General features: G+C 63.9%; 16 protein-coding genes. 11 read left to right on the top strand and 5 right to left on the bottom strand.

Annotated features, from left to right (window positions below; genetic code table 11):
• Positions 1–763: 763 nt before the first annotated feature.
• The 4 genes from VGN72_02815 (at position 764) to VGN72_02800 (ending at position 3,611) form a co-directional block, all read left to right on the top strand.
• Positions 764–1,579, top strand: a complete 816-nt coding sequence (locus tag VGN72_02815; protein ID HEV7298268.1) for an ankyrin repeat domain-containing protein — start codon at positions 764–766, stop codon at positions 1,577–1,579.
• A 130-nt stretch (positions 1,580–1,709) separates the two neighbouring features.
• Positions 1,710–2,213 (top strand): GNAT family N-acetyltransferase, encoded by a 504-nt coding sequence (locus VGN72_02810; protein ID HEV7298267.1) that lies wholly within the window; start codon positions 1,710–1,712, stop codon positions 2,211–2,213.
• Positions 2,214–2,259: 46 nt separating this feature from the next.
• Positions 2,260–3,018, top strand: a complete 759-nt coding sequence (locus VGN72_02805; protein HEV7298266.1) for a DUF4259 domain-containing protein — start codon at positions 2,260–2,262, stop codon at positions 3,016–3,018.
• 119 nt (positions 3,019–3,137) lie between these two features.
• A complete protein-coding gene (locus VGN72_02800) occupies positions 3,138–3,611 on the top strand; it encodes a DUF3592 domain-containing protein (GenBank protein HEV7298265.1) in 474 nt (157 codons plus the stop codon).
• Positions 3,612–3,872: 261 nt separating this feature from the next.
• Here VGN72_02800 and VGN72_02795 read toward each other — a convergent pair whose 3' ends face one another.
• Positions 3,873–5,144, bottom strand: coding sequence for a SpoIID/LytB domain-containing protein (locus tag VGN72_02795; protein HEV7298264.1), 1,272 nt, complete (start codon positions 5,142–5,144; stop codon positions 3,873–3,875).
• A 170-nt stretch (positions 5,145–5,314) separates the two neighbouring features.
• Complete coding sequence (locus tag VGN72_02790; GenBank protein HEV7298263.1) at positions 5,315–6,232, bottom strand: DNA-directed RNA polymerase subunit alpha C-terminal domain-containing protein; 918 nt, start codon at positions 6,230–6,232, stop codon at positions 5,315–5,317.
• A 399-nt stretch (positions 6,233–6,631) separates the two neighbouring features.
• Between VGN72_02790 and VGN72_02785 the strand changes: the two genes are divergently transcribed.
• From VGN72_02785 to VGN72_02770, 4 genes are all read left to right on the top strand, one after another.
• A complete protein-coding gene (locus VGN72_02785) occupies positions 6,632–7,525 on the top strand; it encodes a diacylglycerol kinase family protein (protein ID HEV7298262.1) in 894 nt (297 codons plus the stop codon).
• A gap of 81 nt (positions 7,526–7,606) precedes the next feature.
• A complete protein-coding gene (gene kdsA / locus VGN72_02780) occupies positions 7,607–8,467 on the top strand; it encodes a 3-deoxy-8-phosphooctulonate synthase (protein HEV7298261.1) in 861 nt (286 codons plus the stop codon).
• A gap of 229 nt (positions 8,468–8,696) precedes the next feature.
• Positions 8,697–9,773 carry a hypothetical protein gene (locus VGN72_02775; protein ID HEV7298260.1) on the top strand — a complete coding sequence of 359 codons (1,077 nt, stop codon included), beginning with the start codon at positions 8,697–8,699 and terminating at the stop codon, positions 9,771–9,773.
• Positions 9,774–9,950: 177 nt separating this feature from the next.
• Positions 9,951–10,829 (top strand): trypsin-like serine protease, encoded by an 879-nt coding sequence (locus VGN72_02770; GenBank protein HEV7298259.1) that lies wholly within the window; start codon positions 9,951–9,953, stop codon positions 10,827–10,829.
• Positions 10,830–11,013: 184 nt separating this feature from the next.
• Here the strand turns inward: VGN72_02770 and ettA are convergent, their stop codons facing one another.
• The 3 genes from ettA to VGN72_02755 form a co-directional block, all read right to left on the bottom strand.
• The gene (gene ettA, locus VGN72_02765) at positions 11,014–12,699 is read right to left on the bottom strand and encodes an energy-dependent translational throttle protein EttA (GenBank protein HEV7298258.1); all 1,686 of its coding nucleotides are present in this window, start codon (positions 12,697–12,699) and stop codon (positions 11,014–11,016) included.
• 389 nt (positions 12,700–13,088) lie between these two features.
• Positions 13,089–13,946: a prepilin-type N-terminal cleavage/methylation domain-containing protein gene (locus VGN72_02760; protein HEV7298257.1), complete on the bottom strand. Its 858-nt coding sequence runs from the start codon at positions 13,944–13,946 to the stop codon at positions 13,089–13,091.
• Positions 13,947–14,026: 80 nt separating this feature from the next.
• On the bottom strand, positions 14,027–14,857 hold the full coding sequence (locus tag VGN72_02755) for a PEP-CTERM sorting domain-containing protein (protein HEV7298256.1): 831 nt from the start codon (positions 14,855–14,857) through the stop codon (positions 14,027–14,029).
• Positions 14,858–15,103: 246 nt separating this feature from the next.
• Here VGN72_02755 and VGN72_02750 point away from each other — a divergent pair, with 246 nt between their 5' ends.
• From VGN72_02750 to VGN72_02740, 3 genes are all read left to right on the top strand, one after another.
• Positions 15,104–16,273: a substrate-binding domain-containing protein gene (locus VGN72_02750; protein HEV7298255.1), complete on the top strand. Its 1,170-nt coding sequence runs from the start codon at positions 15,104–15,106 to the stop codon at positions 16,271–16,273.
• 710 nt (positions 16,274–16,983) lie between these two features.
• Positions 16,984–18,756, top strand: a complete 1,773-nt coding sequence (locus VGN72_02745) for a GspE/PulE family protein (GenBank protein ID HEV7298254.1) — start codon at positions 16,984–16,986, stop codon at positions 18,754–18,756.
• Positions 18,757–18,809: 53 nt separating this feature from the next.
• Positions 18,810–19,178, top strand: a complete 369-nt coding sequence (locus VGN72_02740) for a virulence protein (GenBank protein HEV7298253.1) — start codon at positions 18,810–18,812, stop codon at positions 19,176–19,178.
• Positions 19,179–19,217 lie beyond the last annotated feature (39 nt).

Here is a 19,217-nt window from a genome sequence, read left to right as displayed (position 1 = left end):
CGCGGGAATGGTCGCCACCACAATGGTGGGCGAACTTGTATCTGCTCGTCGTGCTGCTCTGCGTGCTACTCGCCGGCCTGGGCAGTTGGTGGGCCGTTCACGTTCTCGGCGGTGCGGCCGCAGCATAACCAGCCAATGCAGCGGACCGGGCCGGCGGGTAAGCTCCTTGTGGTTCGCGAACAAAAAACGGGACAGGTCCAGTTAAATGAGTAATTGGACCTGTCCCGTTATCCTTCTCTGTCCCGTTATCCTTCTCCGGCGCGGCCGCGGCGGGTGGCACAGGTTCGTACTCGTACCTGTGCTTCCCCACCGACCGCCATTACGCACAGGCAGGAGTACCAGCCTGTGCCACCCGCCGACCCGTGGCGCCCGGCATTGTGGCCGCTACGTCTTCTCCAACACCTCGAGGGTCGATAAAGGGGTCGGGAGTCTTTGATTGTCGACAACAATGACTCCCGACCCCTTTAATCCTCCGGCCGACTACGAAGGGGTGAGGCAAAGACACAAGTTGGCGTACCAACCCGTGCCCCCGCCTTATCTAACCCTCACTCCGGGCGGTGCTATGAGCGTCTTCAGTTCAAGGCAAGGTTTGATGAGGCACTGCGCGGGCTTCGCGTTGGCGTTGCTCCTGTGCGGATGCGATCCAAGAGGGGCTGATCGGTCGGTCTTCGACGCTGTAACGGCAAACGACTTAGAGTTCATCAAAGCTGTGGACAAGGGGGACCCACGCGTCGACCTCCCCGAGAACTCCCGCACACCACTAATGAACGCCGTGGCATTGGGCCGGCTCGAAGCGGCGAGCCTGCTGATTGAGAAGGGAGCCAAGGTCGACGCAGTCGGCGATGGTGGGACCACGGCGCTGATGTTCACGCCGCGCACGCCGGGCGTAGCCATCGCTGAACTGCTGTTGCGATCCGGCGCGGATCCCAGCAAGGTCGACCGCAACGGGCGGGGCGTGCTCGTGACCGCCGTGACCGTGGGGCGTCCCGATCTTGCCAAGCTGTTGATCGACAGCGGCGCCGACGTCAACCAGACCGACCGCGACGGGCGAACGCCGCTGTACTGGGCGGCCGCCGCGGGCGCGCCGGCCGCGGTCATCCGGCAGCTCATCGACAAGGGCGCAGATCCCAACCAGGGGGACAAACAAGGCTACAACACCCCGCTTGGCGAGGCGGCGGCAGGGGGTCACCTGGAAGCGATGCAAGCGTTGATCGAACACAAGGCCGACCTTGAAGCACGCAATCATAAGGGCGAGACCCCACTGTTCCGGGCGGTCACGTTCAACAAGGCCAACGCGATCAAGCTGTTGGCCGAGGCTGGCGCAGACGTGAACGCACAGCAGAAGGTCGGCGGCACCGCCCTCATCCAGTTTACTTCTGATGATACGCGCATCGAGGCACTGAGGGCACTGCTCGACGCCGGTGCCGACGTAACCATTCGCGTTCGCGGCATGGGGCGAGAACCATGGACCGCCTTGGAAAGTGCGCGATACTTTCGCGCTCAAGGGGTTGTCAAGTTGCTCGAAGAGCATCTGAAGGCGGCGACATCTATGCCATCGTCACCGGCCAGCGATCGATGATGTGTGAGATCACTGGCCGGGTGAGGAAAAGGGGACATCCAGAATATCCAGAGAGGCAGATGGCGGGACAGGTCCAATTGTCAGGTAAATGTACCCATCCCGTTATCTACGTTTGTTAAGCTAACCCCTCATGCCCATTCGCCCCCTATCGCCCGAAGATGCCGCGGCCTATCGGGCGGTGCGGTTAATGGCGCTGCGCGAGCGGCCGCCGGCGTTTGGGGCGGTGATGGAGGAGGAGCCGGACCTGGCGGCGATGGGCCGGCGGCTGGTGGCGACCGAGGACCGGTGCATCTTCGGGGCGTTTGCGGATGGGGCGCTGGTGGGCATCGTTCGCTTCTCACGCTACGAAGCGGCCAACGAGAAGCATGGGGCCTACGTGGCCGGCCTGTACGTGACGCCGTCGCTGCGGCAACAGGGCCAGGGGCGGGCGCTAATGCAGGCCGCGCTAGATCGCGCGGCGGCCGACACCGCGATCCGCCGGGTGAACCTGACGGTGGTGACGGAACAACGCGCGGCTGTCCGGCTGTACGAATCGCTTGGGTTTGTGATCTATGGGACCGAGCGGGAGACGTTCGCGTGCGATGGCCGCTTCTACGATGAGCATCTGATGACGCTGGCGATGGCGGGGAACTGACGGTCGGGGCATCGGGTTTTGTCATACAACGGCGAAGTAAGGACGCATGGGCGCTTGGGGCACTGCCATCTTCTCCGACGATACGGCGGCGGACGTGCGCGATGCGTTCACGGACCTTGTGGCCGAAGAGCTCAGCGCTACCGATGCGACAGAGCGTCTGGTTCTTGAATCGGCCGAAATGCTCGCGGACGAAGACGATGCCGTCGTATTCTGGCTCGCGCTTGCCGCGACGCAGTGGAAATTCGGGCGGCTGCTCGACACTGTGCGGGATCGGGCCGTGGCGATCATCGACAGCGGCGCCGACCTCCGCCGGTGGAACGATCACGGCCGTTCGGGCGTCAACCAGCGCCAGAAGCACTTGTCGAAGCTGCGCGAGCAACTCCTAGGCGCCCAACCGAAGGCGCGGAAGCTCAAGCCGCTTCCGAAGTCGTCCACCGACTTCCGCGTCGGCGACGTGGCGGCGTATCGGCTCGACGATCGCACGAGCGTTCGCTTCTGCGTGCTGCACCTGTGGAGCGATCGGGGCGGAACCTACTGCAACATCTGCCTGTTGGGGCTCGATGATGGCCAGCCGTTCGAACAGCGTCGACTGGAACTGGCGGACACGCTGCGGCCGCACTACACGATGTGCTCGCACGAGCCGGCCGATCGCATCACGTTTCTCGCCCGCGACGTCATCGTGCCCGAACGACGGCCGGAGTCGTTCAGGGTTTGGAACAACGTTCGGGTGCGAGGGCACGCGTGCACTTGGGACGAGTTACCAGAGGCGTTGCGGGCCGTGCTGCCAAAGCTGGGGTGGTGTTGAGTGCAGCGGCCGGGCCGCACGCCAATCACCCGCCGATGCGGCGGACCGTCGCGGTAGGTAAACTAAATGCGGAAGCCGGCGCCGGCTCAATCACTCGATGGCACTACGTTAGGGAACCCATGGACGCTCGCGGACTGATTCTTCCCAGCCGCATCGTCGGCCTGCTGTGTTTACTGCCGGCGCTGGTGACCGGTGGATTGGCGGTCTGGTTCTACGCGTCCACGGCGGCGTTCGTCGAGAATGCGGTCAGCGTTCCGGGAATTGTTATCGAGTTGAAGCCATCGGCGGGCGACAACGGGACGACCTATTACTCGGTGTTTGAGTACAGCGACGCAGCGGGCACAACGCGCCAGTCGACGACGGGCTGGGCGAGCAATCCGCCGGCGCATGCGGTGGGCGATAGGGTCGAGGTGCTCTATTCGCCGACGGGCCCGAGCGACGTGCGCCTGCGCAGCTTCATGGGGCTGTGGTTCGCGGCAGTGCTGTGCGCAGGCCTGACGGTCGTGCCGCTGGTGATGGCGGGGGTCTTCCTCTGGCTCATCCCGTTCGCGATCCGCCGTGCGTGGCCGATCGCCCCGGCGGCTACTGCTTAGCGCAGGACGCGCCTTACCGTAGCGTTTGGGTGCCACGGTTTGGTACTCCAAGCCGTGCTGTAGGGTCAACACAGTGTATGGACTCGGCACATAGGTGACACTTGTTCCGGGACATGGGTGACACGTAGTTAGGGTGTTGGCCGCCTGATGAAGGAGGCCGATGCCCTGGAAAGCGTGTGACCTGCCCGATAAGAATACGGAGGGAGATCCTTCGGAGTACCTCAGGATGACGAGGGTGGGTTTAGTGCTTAAGTCTAACGTTCAATAGGCCCGCACGAGGCGCGCGGTGGGGAAGGCGGCGAGCACGATGTCCTCGTGGCGCATGCCTTGGCGGGCGCGGCTTTCGGCGCACCATTGGCACATGCCGACGCCGTGGCCCCAGCCGTGGCCGTCGACGAAGCGGACGGTGTCGCCGGCGTTGATCAGCTTGAAGAAGCTGCTGAAGACGCGGTTGTCCTTGGGGGCGTCGGTGTTGATGGCGGTGCGGAGTTCCTCACCGCTGAAGCTGTACCGCACGCCGCGCGCATCGGTGATGATGAACCGCACGGGCCGGCCGGCCGAGTTGATGCCCTGCGGCGCCACTTCGATCGACGTGACGGTCGCCATGTTCGTCGCGGCCGTCCACACGTCGCCCGGCGACGTGCTGCGGCGGGCGGCGAAGAGGCGGAACCGGCGCGTCAGCTCATCCTTGCGGACCGCGACCTCGCCCCAGCTGAACCGCGGGCTGGCGGCGCACAGCGTCTTCACGTTCTGCTCACCCAGCGGCGCGATGTGCGGCTGATCGAACCCGAAGGCGTCGACCGCGCTCTGCGTGGCGCCACCGCAGCAGGAGCTGAAGTAGGCAGGGAAGATCTTCTCCTGCCCGCGTGCCCCGGCCGCCACCACCACGCCGTGCGTCGCGTCGACGGCGGTGCGGCTCTTGGCGCTCTCGGCGCCAATGCCGCCGTACACCTGGCTGCGCTGGTCGGGAAACAGGTCCCACGCCCGGCTGCGCGACGCGGTGCGCATCTCGTAGAGCGCGTACGTGCGGGCGACGATCGCCTGGGCCTTAAAGGTCTCCTCGTCCCAATTGGGCAGCACTTCCTTCGACACGACGCCCATCAGGTAGCCGTCGACGTCGACGTCGTTCACCACGTCGAACTTGCCCGGCCCGGTCGGCACCAGGCGGTACCGGCCGCGATAGGATTGGTTGTCGACCTTCACCGAGCCAGGCGTGGCGGGTTCGATCACCAGTTCGCCCGTGCCCAGCATCTGGTCGCCCACGCGCCACCCACCGGCCGCCAGCGTGACGTCGATCGGCGTGCCATGGGGCAGGTTGAGCGTGATCGGCCGGTCGGCGCCGGTGCGAACGGTGGGGTTGGCGGATGCGGTGAGCGCGATGCGGTCGCGCCCTTCGAGCAGCCGCACGCGAACGACGGGACTCTTGGGATCGCGCGGGGAGACGGACGACAGGTTATCCTGCTGGCAGCCGCCGAACGGCAGCAGCACGAGCAGGAGCGCAGCGAGGATGATCAGCCCAATCCGTTGGGTCATCGCGGGTTCCCGTCCGTGGGAGGCATTCAGAATGACCAATGGCCAGATCCGAATGACCAATGAATGTCCAAACGCCAATGTCCAATGCTGGGTACGGTAACCCGCCTTTATTGGTTCTTGGTCATTGGACGTTCATTGGTCATTCTGGTTTGGTCATTGAGACTTACAGGTTACTCGTCCAGCTTACGCAGCCCCATGCCGAAGGTGGCCAGCTGCTGCTTGATCTCGTTGAGGCTGGTCTGGCCGAAGTTCTTGCAGCCCAGCAGTTCGTCTTCCGTGCGGCTGGCGAGTTCGCTGATCAGGTTGATGTTCAACCGCTGGAGCGCCTTGCGGCTGCGGACCGACAGCTCGAGGTCGCCGACCGTCTTGTTCATCACTTCCGACGGAATGTTGCCCGGCACGGTGGCGGGGCGGCGGGCCATCGTGCTGGCGGCGGCGGCGGCCTTGCCTTCGCCTTCCAGGCTCTGGCCGAGGCGCAGGCCCTTCTGGGCCAGCAGGGCCTTGATCTCGTTCAGGCTCGTTTCGCCGAAGTTCTTGTAGCTCAGCAGCTCCGGCTCGCTCGTGCGCAGCAGGTCGCCGACCGAGCGGATGTTCATCTTCTTCAGACAGTTGCGGCTGCGAACCGACAGCTCGAAATCGGTGATCGGGATGTCCAGCACCGCGTTGCGGCGGTCTCCGTGGCCGTTGTCCTCGTCGTCGTAGTACATCGAACGGGCGCTTTCCACGTCCTTCATGTACAGGCGGGCGCGGGGGTGATTCGGATCGGTGCGCAGCACCGCGTCGAGGCAGCGGTGGGCCTCGTCGTAGTGGTTGTTGTCCTCGTACAGCAGCGCCAGGTTCAGCAGCGCGTTGATGCTGACCGGCGGGCTGGTGACCAGACGCTCGTACAGCTCGATCGCCTTGGCATCTTCCGCCCGGCGGTCGTACATCAGCGCCAGCTCGAAGCAGGCCTGCTCGTGGTCGGGGTTCTCGTTGAGCGTGCGCTCGTAAAACTCGATCGCCTTCTCGTGGTTGCCCGCGGCATCGGCTTCCTTGGCCTTGCGGAAGTATTCCTCGGCGGCGCGCTCGTTAATCGACAATACGCTCATGTCTGTCATAGGGGGTGGCTCGGTTGCGGTCGGGGTGCGGAAACACGCCCGTATCTCGGGCGCGCGAATCAAGTTAGTATTGATATGTGAGCGATTTGGGGCTGTCAACGACTCCAGAGGGGGCTGGAATGCATATGGGCATGAATGTGATAAAAATAGTTTGGGTAGGGGGGTTGGCCATTAGCGTTCGTGCTTCCGTGGCATGGGCGTCTCGCCCATGTTCGCCATAAGGCCGGAAGAACTCGATTTGTTTCAGCGGCCTGGACGACGCGGATACCAACAAATCAAATCTCCTATTCCAATCTACACGCCTGGGCGAGACGCCCATGCCACGGCTAAGACGCCCATCGTTCCACACGGATGACGCCTGCGCGGAATTGCATTAGCCTCGGGAAGTCCATGCGTCCCCGTCCCACCATCCTCGTCTTCTGCAACCCGAACGCGGGCCGGGGGCGGGCGCGGTCGTTTGCGGGGAAGATCGCCCGGCGGTTGCAGCCGGCGGGGTACGACGTGCGGACGGTCTTCGAGCCGCCGGGCCAGTTTCTGCCCAAGCCTGCGGCGACGCATCACGCCGCGATCGTAATGGGTGGCGATGGCACGCTGCGCGCGGTCGCGGCTCGGTTGTACGAGGTGCTGCCCGAACCGCCGCCCATTTTGCTCGTGCCGATGGGCACCGCGAACCTCATCGGCAAGCATTTGGAACTGGCCTGGCACGACGAGGACCCCGCCGACGAGATCGCGGCGGCCATCGCGAAGTACCGGGTCGTGCACTTCGACGCCGGCAGCGCCAACGGGCAGATGTTTCTGCTGATGGCCAGCGCCGGGTTCGACGCGCACGTGGTGCACGAGATGGAGCGCGTGCGCAACGGGCCGATCGACTTCATCAGCTACGCGTTCCCCACGTTGCTCACGCTGCGCGACTACGCGTTTCACCCGCTGCGCGTTGCGGTCGACGGGCGGCCGATCTTCGATGAACGCCCGGCCATCGCGATCGTCGCGAACGTGCCGGAGTATGGGATGGGCTTTCCGTTTCTGCCCGATGCGCGACCGAACGACCGCCGGTTGGACGTTTGCGTGATGCCGTGCCGCGATCGGAAGGATTTGCTGCAGATCGCGCTGCTCGCCGCCGCCGGCGAGCACCTGCAGGCCGACGGTGTCGTGCTGGCGGGTGGCACGCGCATCGAGATCGAGTCGTCAGAACAAACCCCCATCCAACTCGACGGCGACGCCTTCGGCTTCACGCCGCTGCGCATCGATTTGCTTGAACGGCGCGTGGGCTTTATCGTGCCGTAGGCGGTCACTGGTCACTGGTCCCTCGTCACTCGCACGTGCCTGACGACCGGACGCACTTTTACCACTGGTGACTAGTGACTCATGACCAATGACTACCTGACCCGTACCCCGCTGTTCGTCATCGCCGGCCCCTGCGTGATCGAGTCGCTCGATCAGTCGCTGCAGATCGCGACGCACATGAAGGGCATCTGCGACAAGCTGGGCATCGCGTACGTGTTCAAGGCCAGCTTCGACAAGGCCAACCGCTCGTCCAACGGCAGCTTCCGCGGGCCGGGGCTCGAGGATGGGTTGATCGTGCTGAAGGCCGTGAAGGAGCAGGTGGGCGTGCCGGTGCTGACCGACGTGCACGAGAGCTACCAGGTCGCCGAGGCGGCGAGCGTGGTGGACATTCTGCAGATCCCGGCGTTCCTGGCGCGGCAGACCGACCTGCTGCACGCCGCCGGCCGCAGTGGGGCGGCGGTGAACATCAAGAAGGGGCAGTTCATGAGCCCCCAGGAGATGTCCAACGCCGTCGAGAAGGTGAAGGCCGCGCGCGGCGATGAAGCGTCGGCGGCCATTGCCAATCGCAGGTCGGTCATCCCCAGCCAGACGATGCTGACCGAGCGCGGCTCGTTCTTCGGCTACAACCGCCTCGTGAACGACTTCACGGGCTTGGCGATCATGAAGAGCTTCGGCGTGCCGGTGATCTTCGACGTCACCCACAGCACCCAGCAACCGGCCGCCCTGGGCGGCGCCAGCGGTGGCAACCCGCAGTACGCGCCCCTGCTCGCCCGCGCCGCCGTCGCGACGGGGTGCGTGGACGGGCTGTTCCTGGAGGTCCACCCCGACCCCAAGAACGCCAAGAGCGACGCCGCGACGGTACTGAGCCTGGAGACGGTCGAACATTTGCTCGAAAAGTGCTGCGACATCGCCGCGGTCATTCGCGAACCGTCGGGGGAGTAGCAATCTTCGCTTCACGTAGCATGGGCGTCTCGCCCATGCCTGCCAGCAGCACGCAAAATTCATTTCATCCCGGGAATCTACTCCGGAAGATTGCCAACCAAAAATTGATCTTCCGCTTTGACCACAGGCAAGGGCGAGACGCCCATGCTACGTGAAGGCACAGCGTCGCTTGAAATACCGACCTCAGCAGCGCATCCTGTGGGCACCAAACCTTCCAACGGGGCAAACTATGTCACAGCAGCATCTCTTCGTCGGCACCACCAAGGGCCTCTTCTGCTACACCAGCGACGCGTCGCGCCAGCAATGGACGATGGCAGAGCCGATGCTGCCGGGGTGGGAGGTGAGCTCGGTGGGACTGGTCAACGGGCGTGAGACGCCGCGGTTGATTGTGGGGACGACGCATTACGCTTACGGCGCGACGCTGCGCGTCAGCGACGACATGGGCAAGACGTGGTCGCAGATCGAGCGCGGGCCGGCGTACTCGGCGGAGTCGGGGTTCAAGATGAACCGCATCTGGCAGGTCTGCGCACACCCGGCTCAGCACCACACGGTGTTTGCGGGCGTCGATGAGGCAGGCCTCTTCGTCTCGCGCGATGGGGGTGACAGTTGGACCGAAATCGACTCGCTCACGAAGCACCCCACGCGCCCCAAGTGGTTCGCGGGTGGGGGTGGGCTCTGCCTGCACACGATCATCGTCGACCACAGCGATCCGCAGCGCATGTGGGTCGGCATCAGCGCGGTTGGCTGCTTCCGCACGACCGACGGTGGCGCGACCTGGACGCCGGCCAACAAGGGCTTGGGCGGCGTGCCGACCGGGTCGGATGAGCCGGACGCGGTGCACTGCGTCCACAAGATGGTGCAGCACGCGACCAAGCCCGACACGCTCTTCATGCAGTACCACGGCGGTGTGTACCGCACCGACGACGCCGGCGACAACTGGCGGAAGATCGAGCACGGCCTGCCGGGCAATTTCGGGTTTCCGATGGTGATGACCAACCGCGGCGAACTGTGCATCGCGCCGCTGGGCGGTGACGAGACCCGGTTCTTCAAGGATGGGCGATTCGCGATCTACCGGTCAACCGACGAGGGGTCCTCGTGGGCCGCGACGAACGACGGGCTGCCGGCGGGCAGTTATGTCGGCATCCTGCGCGACGCGATGACGGTGGACGACCGGGACGAGCCGGGCGTGTACCTTGGGACGACCATGGGACACGTGTACGCGAGCCGCGATGGGGGCAAGGCGTGGCAGCGCCTGCCGGGGGACGTGCCGCGCGTGTTGTCGGTGCGGACGTGCCAGATCGGGTAAGGGAATTGCGCGCCGGTGTGGTGTGGGGGGCGGGGAAGCGGGCTCAGCGAAGCTGGGACCGCCATCGGGGGTGGTCGCGAGTTTGTTTGCCTTCGATCGCTTTTTGGCGATTCGCAGGGTTGCGGTGGGGTGGTAGGGTTTCGCTTCGATTCCTAATTTGTCGAAGAGGAACCCTACATGCGCAACCGGCTGATGTTTTTGCTGGCAGCTACGCTTTTCCCGGCCGTCTCTAACGCGGCATTGCATATCGATGGTTACACGCCGGCACGGCACGATCGATTCGCCAACAGCCCGAGCTTTATCGGGGCGGGGTACGACTTTTCGGGCGTGGGGCATGCCGGTGGTAGCTGGGCGACGATGATCTCGCCGAGCTATTTCCTGACGGCGGCCCACGCGAGCCCGGCGGTCAATTCAACCGCGACGTTCGATGCCGACAACGTGCCCGGCGGCACGGTCAGCTACACCGTCGCGTCGGCGGTCACACTGAAGAATCCGGACGGCTCCAACAGCGATTTGCGGCTGGGCAGGCTGACTACGCCGCTGAATCCGCTGCACAACATCGCGACGTACGCGATCCCGCTGCTCGGCGACAACAGCGCCTACATTGGCCGCTCCCAGTTCGTTTATGGTCGTGGTAATGCGGGCGACACGTCGGACCGAGTTGGGCGGAATACGATCGACGAGATCATCCCGCCTAACCCGAACGACAATTTCGACGTCGGTGGCGTCGAAGGGTACGCCACCATCTCCTACTACGACGACGGCTCCGGCATCGACGAAACGTTCCTGCAAGGCGGCGACTCGGGCGCGCCCAACTTCATCGACGTCGGCGGACAGCTGACGCTCGTCGGCATCAACTGGTTCAACGCGACCGACGACAAGACCAAGGAGTGGGTCGCCAGCGGTGGCTCGTTCGTCCCCGCCTACGCGCAGCAGATTGCCGATGCGATGGTCGGCGAGAGCTTTGTGGCGGTGCCCGAACCGGGAGTGGTGGGGGTGTTGGTGGTCGCGCTCGGCGTCGGGGTGATGCTGCGTCGGCGACGTGTTGCGACCTGAGCCAAGTTACTGCCCAAGGCGAGCTACGCTCCCCCTGTCATCCCGAAGCGCAGCGAGGGATCTCGATCGGCCGAGCACTTCTCGGTAATTCGAGATCCCTCGCTGCGCTTCGGGATGACACGTCATGTTTACCGCGATTAAGCCCTATGTAACCGTACCCGTGCATTCACCTCCGCCACGAATCCTACTTCGTTAATTTCCGATAGCTGATCCGGTGCGGCCGATCCGCCTCGGCGCCCATCCTGCGGTGCCGGTCGGCCTCGTATTCCGTGAAGTTGCCCTCAAAGAACCGCACCTGGCTATCCCCCTCGAACGCCAGAATATGCGTCGCCACGCGATCTAAGAACCAGCGGTCGTGGCTGATGATGACGGCGCAGCCAGCGAAGTTCTCCAGGGCCTCCTCGACGCTGCGGATCGTGTTCACGTCGAGGTCGTTGGTCGGTTCGTCCATCAAAATGACGTTCGCGCCGCTCTTGAGCATGCGGGCCAGGTGAATGCGCCCGCGCTCGCCGCCGGATAGCACGTCCACCGACCGCGATTGGTCGGTCCCCGTGAAGCCGAACCGCGTCACGTAGCTGCGGCTGTTCATCTTCACGTTGCCCAACTGGATGAACTCCTGCCCCTCGCTGATCACCTGCCAAACGTTCTCACCGGTGCCCAGCGCTTCGCGCGTCTGCTCGGCGTAGGCCAGCTTCACGCTGTCGCCCAGGCGGATCGTGCCACTGTCGGGCTTGTCTTCACCCGTGATCATGCGGAACAGGGTCGTTTTGCCCGCGCCGTTGGGGCCGATGATGCCGACGATCGCGTTGCGCGGCAGCGTGAAGTTCACGTTGTCCAGCAGCACCTTGTCGCCGAACGATTTGCTGACGTTCTGCGCCTCGATCACCAGCTGCCCCAGCTTCGGGCCCGGCGGGATGTAGATGTCGATCTCGGTCGCCTTCTTCTGGTTCTCTGCCGACGCCATCTCCTCGTAGGCCTTCAAACGGGCCTTGCTCTTGGCCTGGCGGGCCTTGGGGCTGGCGCGCACCCATTCCAGTTCCTTGGCGAGCAGCTTCTGACGATTCGATTCCTGCTTTTCCTCAACCGCCAGCCGGCTCTTCTTCTGTTCCAGCCAGCTCGAATAGTTGCCTTTAAACGGGAACCCCCTGCCAAACTCCAACTCCAGAATCCACCCGGCAACGTTGTCCAGAAAGTACCGATCGTGCGTGACCGCGATAATCGTCCCCTCGTACCGCTGCAGGTGCTGCTCCAGCCACGCCACGCTCTCGGCATCTAAATGGTTGGTCGGTTCGTCCAACAGCAAAATGTCCGGCTTCTGCAGCAGCAACCGACACAGCGCCACCCGGCGCTTCTCACCGCCGCTCAGCGGGCCGATCTTCGCATCCGGCGGCGGGCAGCGCAGCGCGTCCATCGCCATTTCCAACTGGCTATCGAGGTCCCACGCGTTGGCGTGGTCCAGCTTTTCCTGAATCGTGCCCTGCTTTTCCAGCAGCTTGTCCATGTCCTCGGGCGACAGATCCGGATCGCCCAGCTTGTCGTTCACCTTGTCGAACTCGGTCAGCAAATCGACCGTCGCCTGCATGCCCTGGCGAACGACCTCGATCACCGTCGCCTCCGGGTCCAGCTTCGGCTCCTGCTCGAGGAAGCCGACGCTAAAGTTCGGCTGTTTGGTGATCGTCCCCTCGTAGTTCTTGTCCTGCCCCGCCAGGATGCGCAGCAGCGTACTCTTGCCCGACCCGTTCACCCCCAGCACGCCGATCTTGGCGCCGTAGAAGTACGAGAGGTGGATGTCCTTCAGGATGACCTTCTTCTCGTGCATCTTGGAGACGCCGGTCATCGAGTAAATAATTTTGTTATCGGTGGCTGCCATGGGCTTGGGGTTATCGCGTCGATCGCCCCCCGTGGCAAGCGCGACCGTCGAAAAGCGCGATCATCAGTGGCGTGGCCGTTCAAGCGACCCGGCCAGACGCGCCCCATGGATGGACGCACAGCCGGGTGCCACGGGCGGTACGTCGTCCGGCTGTCGGTCGAGCACGGATCAACACGGGCGGCGTACCGCCCGTGGCACCCGGCGTTTTCGCGTCTCTCCACAACCGTCACGAGGAACACTGCCGCTGATCGCCGTCGTCACCGTCGCGCCAGTTGACGCCACGGCGGTGGTGGCCGATCACCGTCACGCCCGTGTCGTTGGCCGTCTTCGGTTGGTCGTTGTTCTTGGCGCGCCACGCGGGACAGGAAGCGCATCCTGGCCCACTCTAATTATCGAGCTCGGCTCCACATGCCGCGGGCCGGCCTGAGGGTCGGCGCATCACCCGCGGGGAACGTCTCCTGGAATCGCATGCCAGCCACATGACCATCCGCGAACAGGAAGTTGTTCTGCTTACCGTTGTGGGCCGGGCGGATGAAGTTTGGCCTGCAGTCGTCGGGCGTGTTGACGGCAGGTCCCGAATCGCTGCCCATCACGTTCCCCTGGAAATTCTCCACCAGTACCAACTTTTCCGACGACAGGGGGATCGACGCCAGCTTAACGGGCCGGCGATCCACCCAGAACGCGCCGGTGTCGACGATCGCGGCGTTCCGGTCACCGTTGTACCCGAACTGCTCACCGGTGCCATACGCGACGACGCCGCCGGTCGGCCCGCCGCCCCACTCGTTCTTCACCATTGAGTAGCTGCGTTTGATCCGGAACTGCACCGCACGGTAGTTCGCCTCGCCTAGCATCCAGGCCGGGGCGGTATCGTACAAGTCATCCGTCGGGCAACGGAACACCTGGCTGATGTGTGTTCCGTTCAACCCGGTCTGGTTCCCCACATACGGTCCCTGCCAGTCCATGTCATTCTGCCACTTTGTGCCGAGGTTTGGGGCAAGGAGGTCGTCGTAGGTCAACTTGTACCAGCCGTCCCACACCATGACCGCCGGGACGAGCATGCGCTTGTTCGCGTTGGCATACATCGTCATCGCCTGCCCGATCTGCCGCATGTTGCTGGCACATGCCACCTTGTTCGCCGACGCTCTTGCCTTGTTCAGCGACGGCAGCAGGATGCTGATCAGCAACGCGATGATGCCGATGACCACGAGCAGTTCGACGAGCGTAAATCCACGGTTTTGTCGCTTCATGGTGGGTCTCCACGTCTAGAACAAAAGTGAAATGGGGCGATCCGCCAGGTGCGGACCGCCCGATCGTCGGTGGTGGTGGGTTAGCGGCCGCGGCGACGCAGCGCGAACGCGCCGAGCATGCCAAGCGCCGCCAGTGACGTGGGCTCCGGCACGACCGCGTTCTCGCTGACCGACAGGTTGTCGAACCGGCCCAGCGGCAACGCGCCGGTGTCCTCGGCGAGGTACCCGAAATACCCAACGCGATGGTCGGCCGGCGCCGCCAGGTTCGTCAGGAAGGTCCGGCTGCCGTAGGTCGTCACGCCATCCAAACTCGTAACTGAGGCCACCACACGGCTTGTCACCGTCGGTAGGGCCGTGAGGTCGCTTGCGGTCGGCGCCTGGAAATCGAAGGCATAACGCACGGTGGTGCCCGATTGGACCAACGACGAGTGGAAGTTGTCCGACGCCAGCGCCGAGCCGCCAGTCGTGAACAGGCCGTTGACGCTCTCGACGTTGCTGCTATCCAGGTCGAGCGTGCGTAATCGCAGTTCACCGCTCCCCTGATTGCGGTACATGCCGATGCCCTCCAGCGAGGCAGTGTTGAACCAGCCAATCAGTCCGACCCGCCGGTTGGCGAACGTGCCGGGGTTGTTGTTGGCCGCCTCGGCGCTCACGGTGTAAGTGCTGCTGGCGATCGCCGTGTTGCTGTAGGCAAGCGTGCGACGATCGCGGCTGCTGGTCAACGTGATGACGGCGCCGTCGGAAGACATCGACGTCCCCGCCGTGCCGGTGCTGGGCGCAGTGCCGGTGGAACTCAGCAGCGTGAGGTTGCTGGTGGTCGAACCATCGTTCAGAACGATCGCCCCGCTCGCGGCGACCGTGAGCGTGCTGACCGCAAGGAACCCAAACATGCTGGACGTGACAAAGTTCATTCTCCGCCTCCAAAAAACGCCGGACCGGCAAACCTCGCGAGGTGCGCCGGTGGTCGGACCGATGTGTGTGATCGTTCTGATTTGTCGCCCAGCCCGAAGCTGGTCGAGAGTCAACCGGTATTTGAGACGAAGGGTACCGCAAGTAGTTCCGGCAAATGCGTGAAAGTATCCGGGATTTGCGCACGACTATGGTATGGTCGGGTAGGATGTGAGTGTATGAGGCGGCGGAAGTTACGAATCGTCTTGATGATCGAGACCCACACGTCGTACGGGCAGGGCCTGCTGCGCGGCATCAGCAGTTACGTCGCCAACCGCGAGCAATGGGTTGCCGAGGTGCCCAACTGGGACAATGAGGGCGTTACCGAGCTGACGGGTGCCGATGGTGTGATTGCGCAGGTGTACGGCCAGCACGACGCCGACCGCCTGCGTGCGGCGCGGGTGCCGGTGGTGAACGTCTCGTCGCACGCGACCTTCAACGATCTGCCCGCGGTGCGCCCCGACAACCACGCCGCCGGCCGGCTTGGTGCCGAGCATCTGCTGGACCGCGGGTTTCGGTCGTTCGCGTTCTGCGGCATTCCCGAGCGCTACTTTTCCGGTGAACGTCAGGCGGGGTTCTGCCAGAGGATCGAGGCGCATGGCCACCCCTGCCAGACGTTCGGCTGGCCCCACTACCCTCCACCACCCGACCGCCGACCGCTGGTGGAATGGGTCGCGTCGCTGCCCAAGCCCGTCGGGCTGATGGCGGCGAATGACCTGCGCGCCCGACACCTGGCGATCGTGGCGCGGGATGCGGGCCTGCGCGTACCCGAGGAGATGGCGCTGCTCGGCGTCGATAACGATCCACCGCTGTGCGAGCTGAACGTGCCACCGACGTCCAGCATCGTCCTGCCGACCATGCAGCTGGGCTACGAGGCCGCGGCGCTGCTCGACCGGCTGATCGCCGGTGAACCGGCCCCGGTCGGGCAGTTGCTATTGCCCCCGGTCGGCATTGTGACCCGGCGCAGCACCGACATTCTTGCGATCGACGACCCCGAAATTGCCGTGGCGGTCCGGCTGATCCACGAGCGCGTCGGTCGCGGTCCGCTGCGCGTCAGGCATCTGCTGGACGAGCTGGCGATGTCGCGACGGTCGCTGGAGGTGCGCTTCACGCAAGCGCTGGGCCGCAGCCCCGCTTTCGAGATACGTCGGGTGCAACTGGAGCGTGCCCGCCGGCTGCTAGTCGAGACCGACGAACCGATGCCGGTCATCGCCAAGGCCTGCGGCTTCAGCAGCGGCAAGCAGTTCGGCGAGACGTTTCAGGAACAGCTGGCGCTCACCCCCACCGCCTACCGCAAGCAGTTTCGCCTGAACGCAGCCTCGCTACCGTCGCACGCGCCGCACCCCGGTGCCAGCACCGCGGTGGGTTCGGACGCATGAACCCGTCAGTGAACGGGCAGCAGCGTTCCAGTTCCCCCGCAATCGTCGATTGCGCCGCACTGGCGTGGTCGTTGATGACAACGACCATGATCTCCGGGTTACCACGTCCAACCCGAAAAGCGGCACGTCCGATTCTTTCGAGAGCCATTCATTGATCGGTCCTGTGTGATCCGGTCAGAGGAACGCATGCAACCACGACAGCAAAAGCGGAAGAACGCCCGCAACTGGCGGCTGCGGCCCGTGAACTGCGACCAGTGGTTGAACGGGTGAACGCGGCCCGCTGCCAGTGGGTCGGTATGACGTGTGCCGGAAGATCGGGCAGCAAGGGCTGGTTGGGCCTGGTATCAAACGACGGGTGGCGTGATTGGCGTGGGGGACGCGCATCTCAACGCGTGGAACCTACGGTCGGTCGATCCGATCGCCTGCGCGGCCTATAATCTGCTGGTCACGACGCGACCGCACGCCTCAAACTGGCAGAAAGTGCTTGTCCCCGCTCGTGACGGCAAGGTACACTCCTTCTTACGGCCCCTTGACAGAGGCGGCACAGACGACGGACGAGGACGGGGAGCGAACGGAACGCATCGTGCGCATCAGGCTCGCGCCTGGTCGTCGCTTCCTCATCGCCAGCGTCATCGCAACGCACCGGCGAGCCGTCTTTCACACCCGTCTGGCGGACGCAGCAGTAGTCGCAGCAGCAGAGGACTGACACCATGGCACGACAGCAGAAGAAGCTGGGCGAAATTCTCGTGGACCTGAACGCCGTGACGGCCAAGGACGTGGCCAAGGCGCTGGAGCATGCCAAGACCAAGAATTACCGCATCGGTGAGGCGCTGGTCGATTTGAAGATGTGCAGCGAGGCCATCGTCTACAAGGGCCTGGCGATGCAGCACGGCATGGAGTACGTCGACCTCGACAAGAACTCCGTCCCACCGAACGCCGTCAATCTGATTCCCGACGAGCTGATGAAGAAGTACGTGATTTTGCCCCTGGGCACCGAGGGGGGCAAGATCCGCCTGGCCGTCCACGACCCGCTCGATCTGGAGATGATCGACGTGCTGCGCTTCCGGTTGCACAAGGATTTGCGCCCGGTGCTGGCGCCGCGCAGCCGGATCAAGGCGATTCTAGACGAGCTGTTCCAGACGAGCGCCCAGAGCACGATCGACAAGACGGTCGACAAGTCGCTGGATATCCGAAAGACGATCGACACGATGGACAAGTCGGTCGATCGGTCGATTGATAAATCGATCGACGTCAGCGGCATGGAAGAGGCGGCCGCCAACGACCCGACGCAGGCCCCGATCATCAAGCTGGTGACGGCGTTGATCTCTGAAGCCGTGCGCAACCGGGCGTCGGATATTCACATCGAACCGATGAAGGACCGCGTGCAGGTGCGGTATCGCATCGACGGCGAATGCGTGGTGCGCGACCGCATCCCACTTCGCATGAAGAACCCGCTGATCAGCCGTATCAAGATCATGGCGGGCATCGACATCGCCGAGAAGCGCCTGCCGCAGGACGGGCGCATCAAGATGAACATCGACAAGGTGAACATCGACTTCCGCGTCAGCACGCTGCCGGGGTATCACGGCGAGTCGTGCGTGCTGCGTATCTTGCGGCCCGACGCGGTGCGCATCGGCATTCCGAACCTCGGGTTCGCCGACGAGGACTACAAGGCGTTCCAGCGGATCATCAAGCGCCCCAATGGCATCTTTCTAGTCACCGGGCCTACGGGTTCAGGTAAGACGACGTCACTGTACGCCGCGCTGAACGAACTGAACCGCCCGGACCGCAAGATCATCACCGCGGAAGACCCCGTGGAGTACAACTTCGTCGGCATCAACCAGTGCCAGGTGAAGGAGGCGATCGGGCTGAAGTTCTCGATGATCTTGCGTGCCATGCTGCGTCAGGCGCCCAACATCATCCTGGTCGGTGAAATTCGCGATATCGAAGTGGCGGAAGTGGCGATTCAGGCGGCCCTCACGGGCCACTTGGTCTTCAGCACGCTGCACACGAACGACGCGCCGGGCGCGATCACGCGTCTGATCGACATGGGCGTCAAGCCGTTCCTGGTCGCCAGTTCCATTCAGGCCGTGCTGGCCCAGCGGCTGGTGCGCGTGCTCTGTCCCAAGTGTAAGGCCCCGGACAACGACCCCGACCCCATGTGGCTGAAGCTGGCGGGCATTACCGACAAGGACCGCCAGGGCAAGACGATCTACAAGCCCAAGGGCTGCGACTTCTGCGGCGGCATCGGCTTCCGCGGGCGGCAGGGCATCTTCGAGATGATGCAGATGAACAACGAGCTGCGCACGCTTGCGTTCGACCGCGCCCCCAGCAACAAGATCCGCAAGGCCGCCATCGCCAGTGGCATGAAAACGCTGCTGCAGGACGGCAAGCTGAAGATCCTGGCGGGCGTGACGACGGCCGAGGAAATCGTGAAGGTCGCGCAGGTCGAAGGCCTGCTGACCGATCCGGCATCGGTGTAAGCGGATTGGATTGGGGCAATGGATAGGGACGATGTCGTCTACAAGGACGTACTATGAAGCTCGCAGAACTGGGACCAACGCGCAGCATCGCGCCCAACGGCATCTCGATTCAGAAAGATAAGCCCATGTATGCGGTCGCGTTCGATATGGACATTGAGTCGTTGCGGCACAACTACGGCGACCCGTACAACAACGCGTACGTCGAGATCCGTAAGGTGTTGATGGCACATGGCTTCACGTGGCAGCAGGGCAGCATGTACTTTGGTGGCGAGAACATCAACGCCGTCACCTGCGTCTTGGCGGTGATCGATGTCTCGGCCAAGCTCCCCTGGTTTGCCGCGTCGGTGCGCGATATCCGAATGCTGCGCATCGAAGAGCTAAACGACCTCATGCCCGCGGTGCAACAGGCCGGCGGGCGATGACTTTCTGAAGCAACTGACAACGGACCACGGACAACGGAC

Source organism: Tepidisphaeraceae bacterium (genome assembly GCA_035998445.1).
GTDB lineage: Bacteria > Planctomycetota > Phycisphaerae > Tepidisphaerales > Tepidisphaeraceae > DASYHQ01.
Note: the sequence above shows the minus strand (reverse complement) of the source record. Positions and strands in the feature narration are given on the sequence as shown.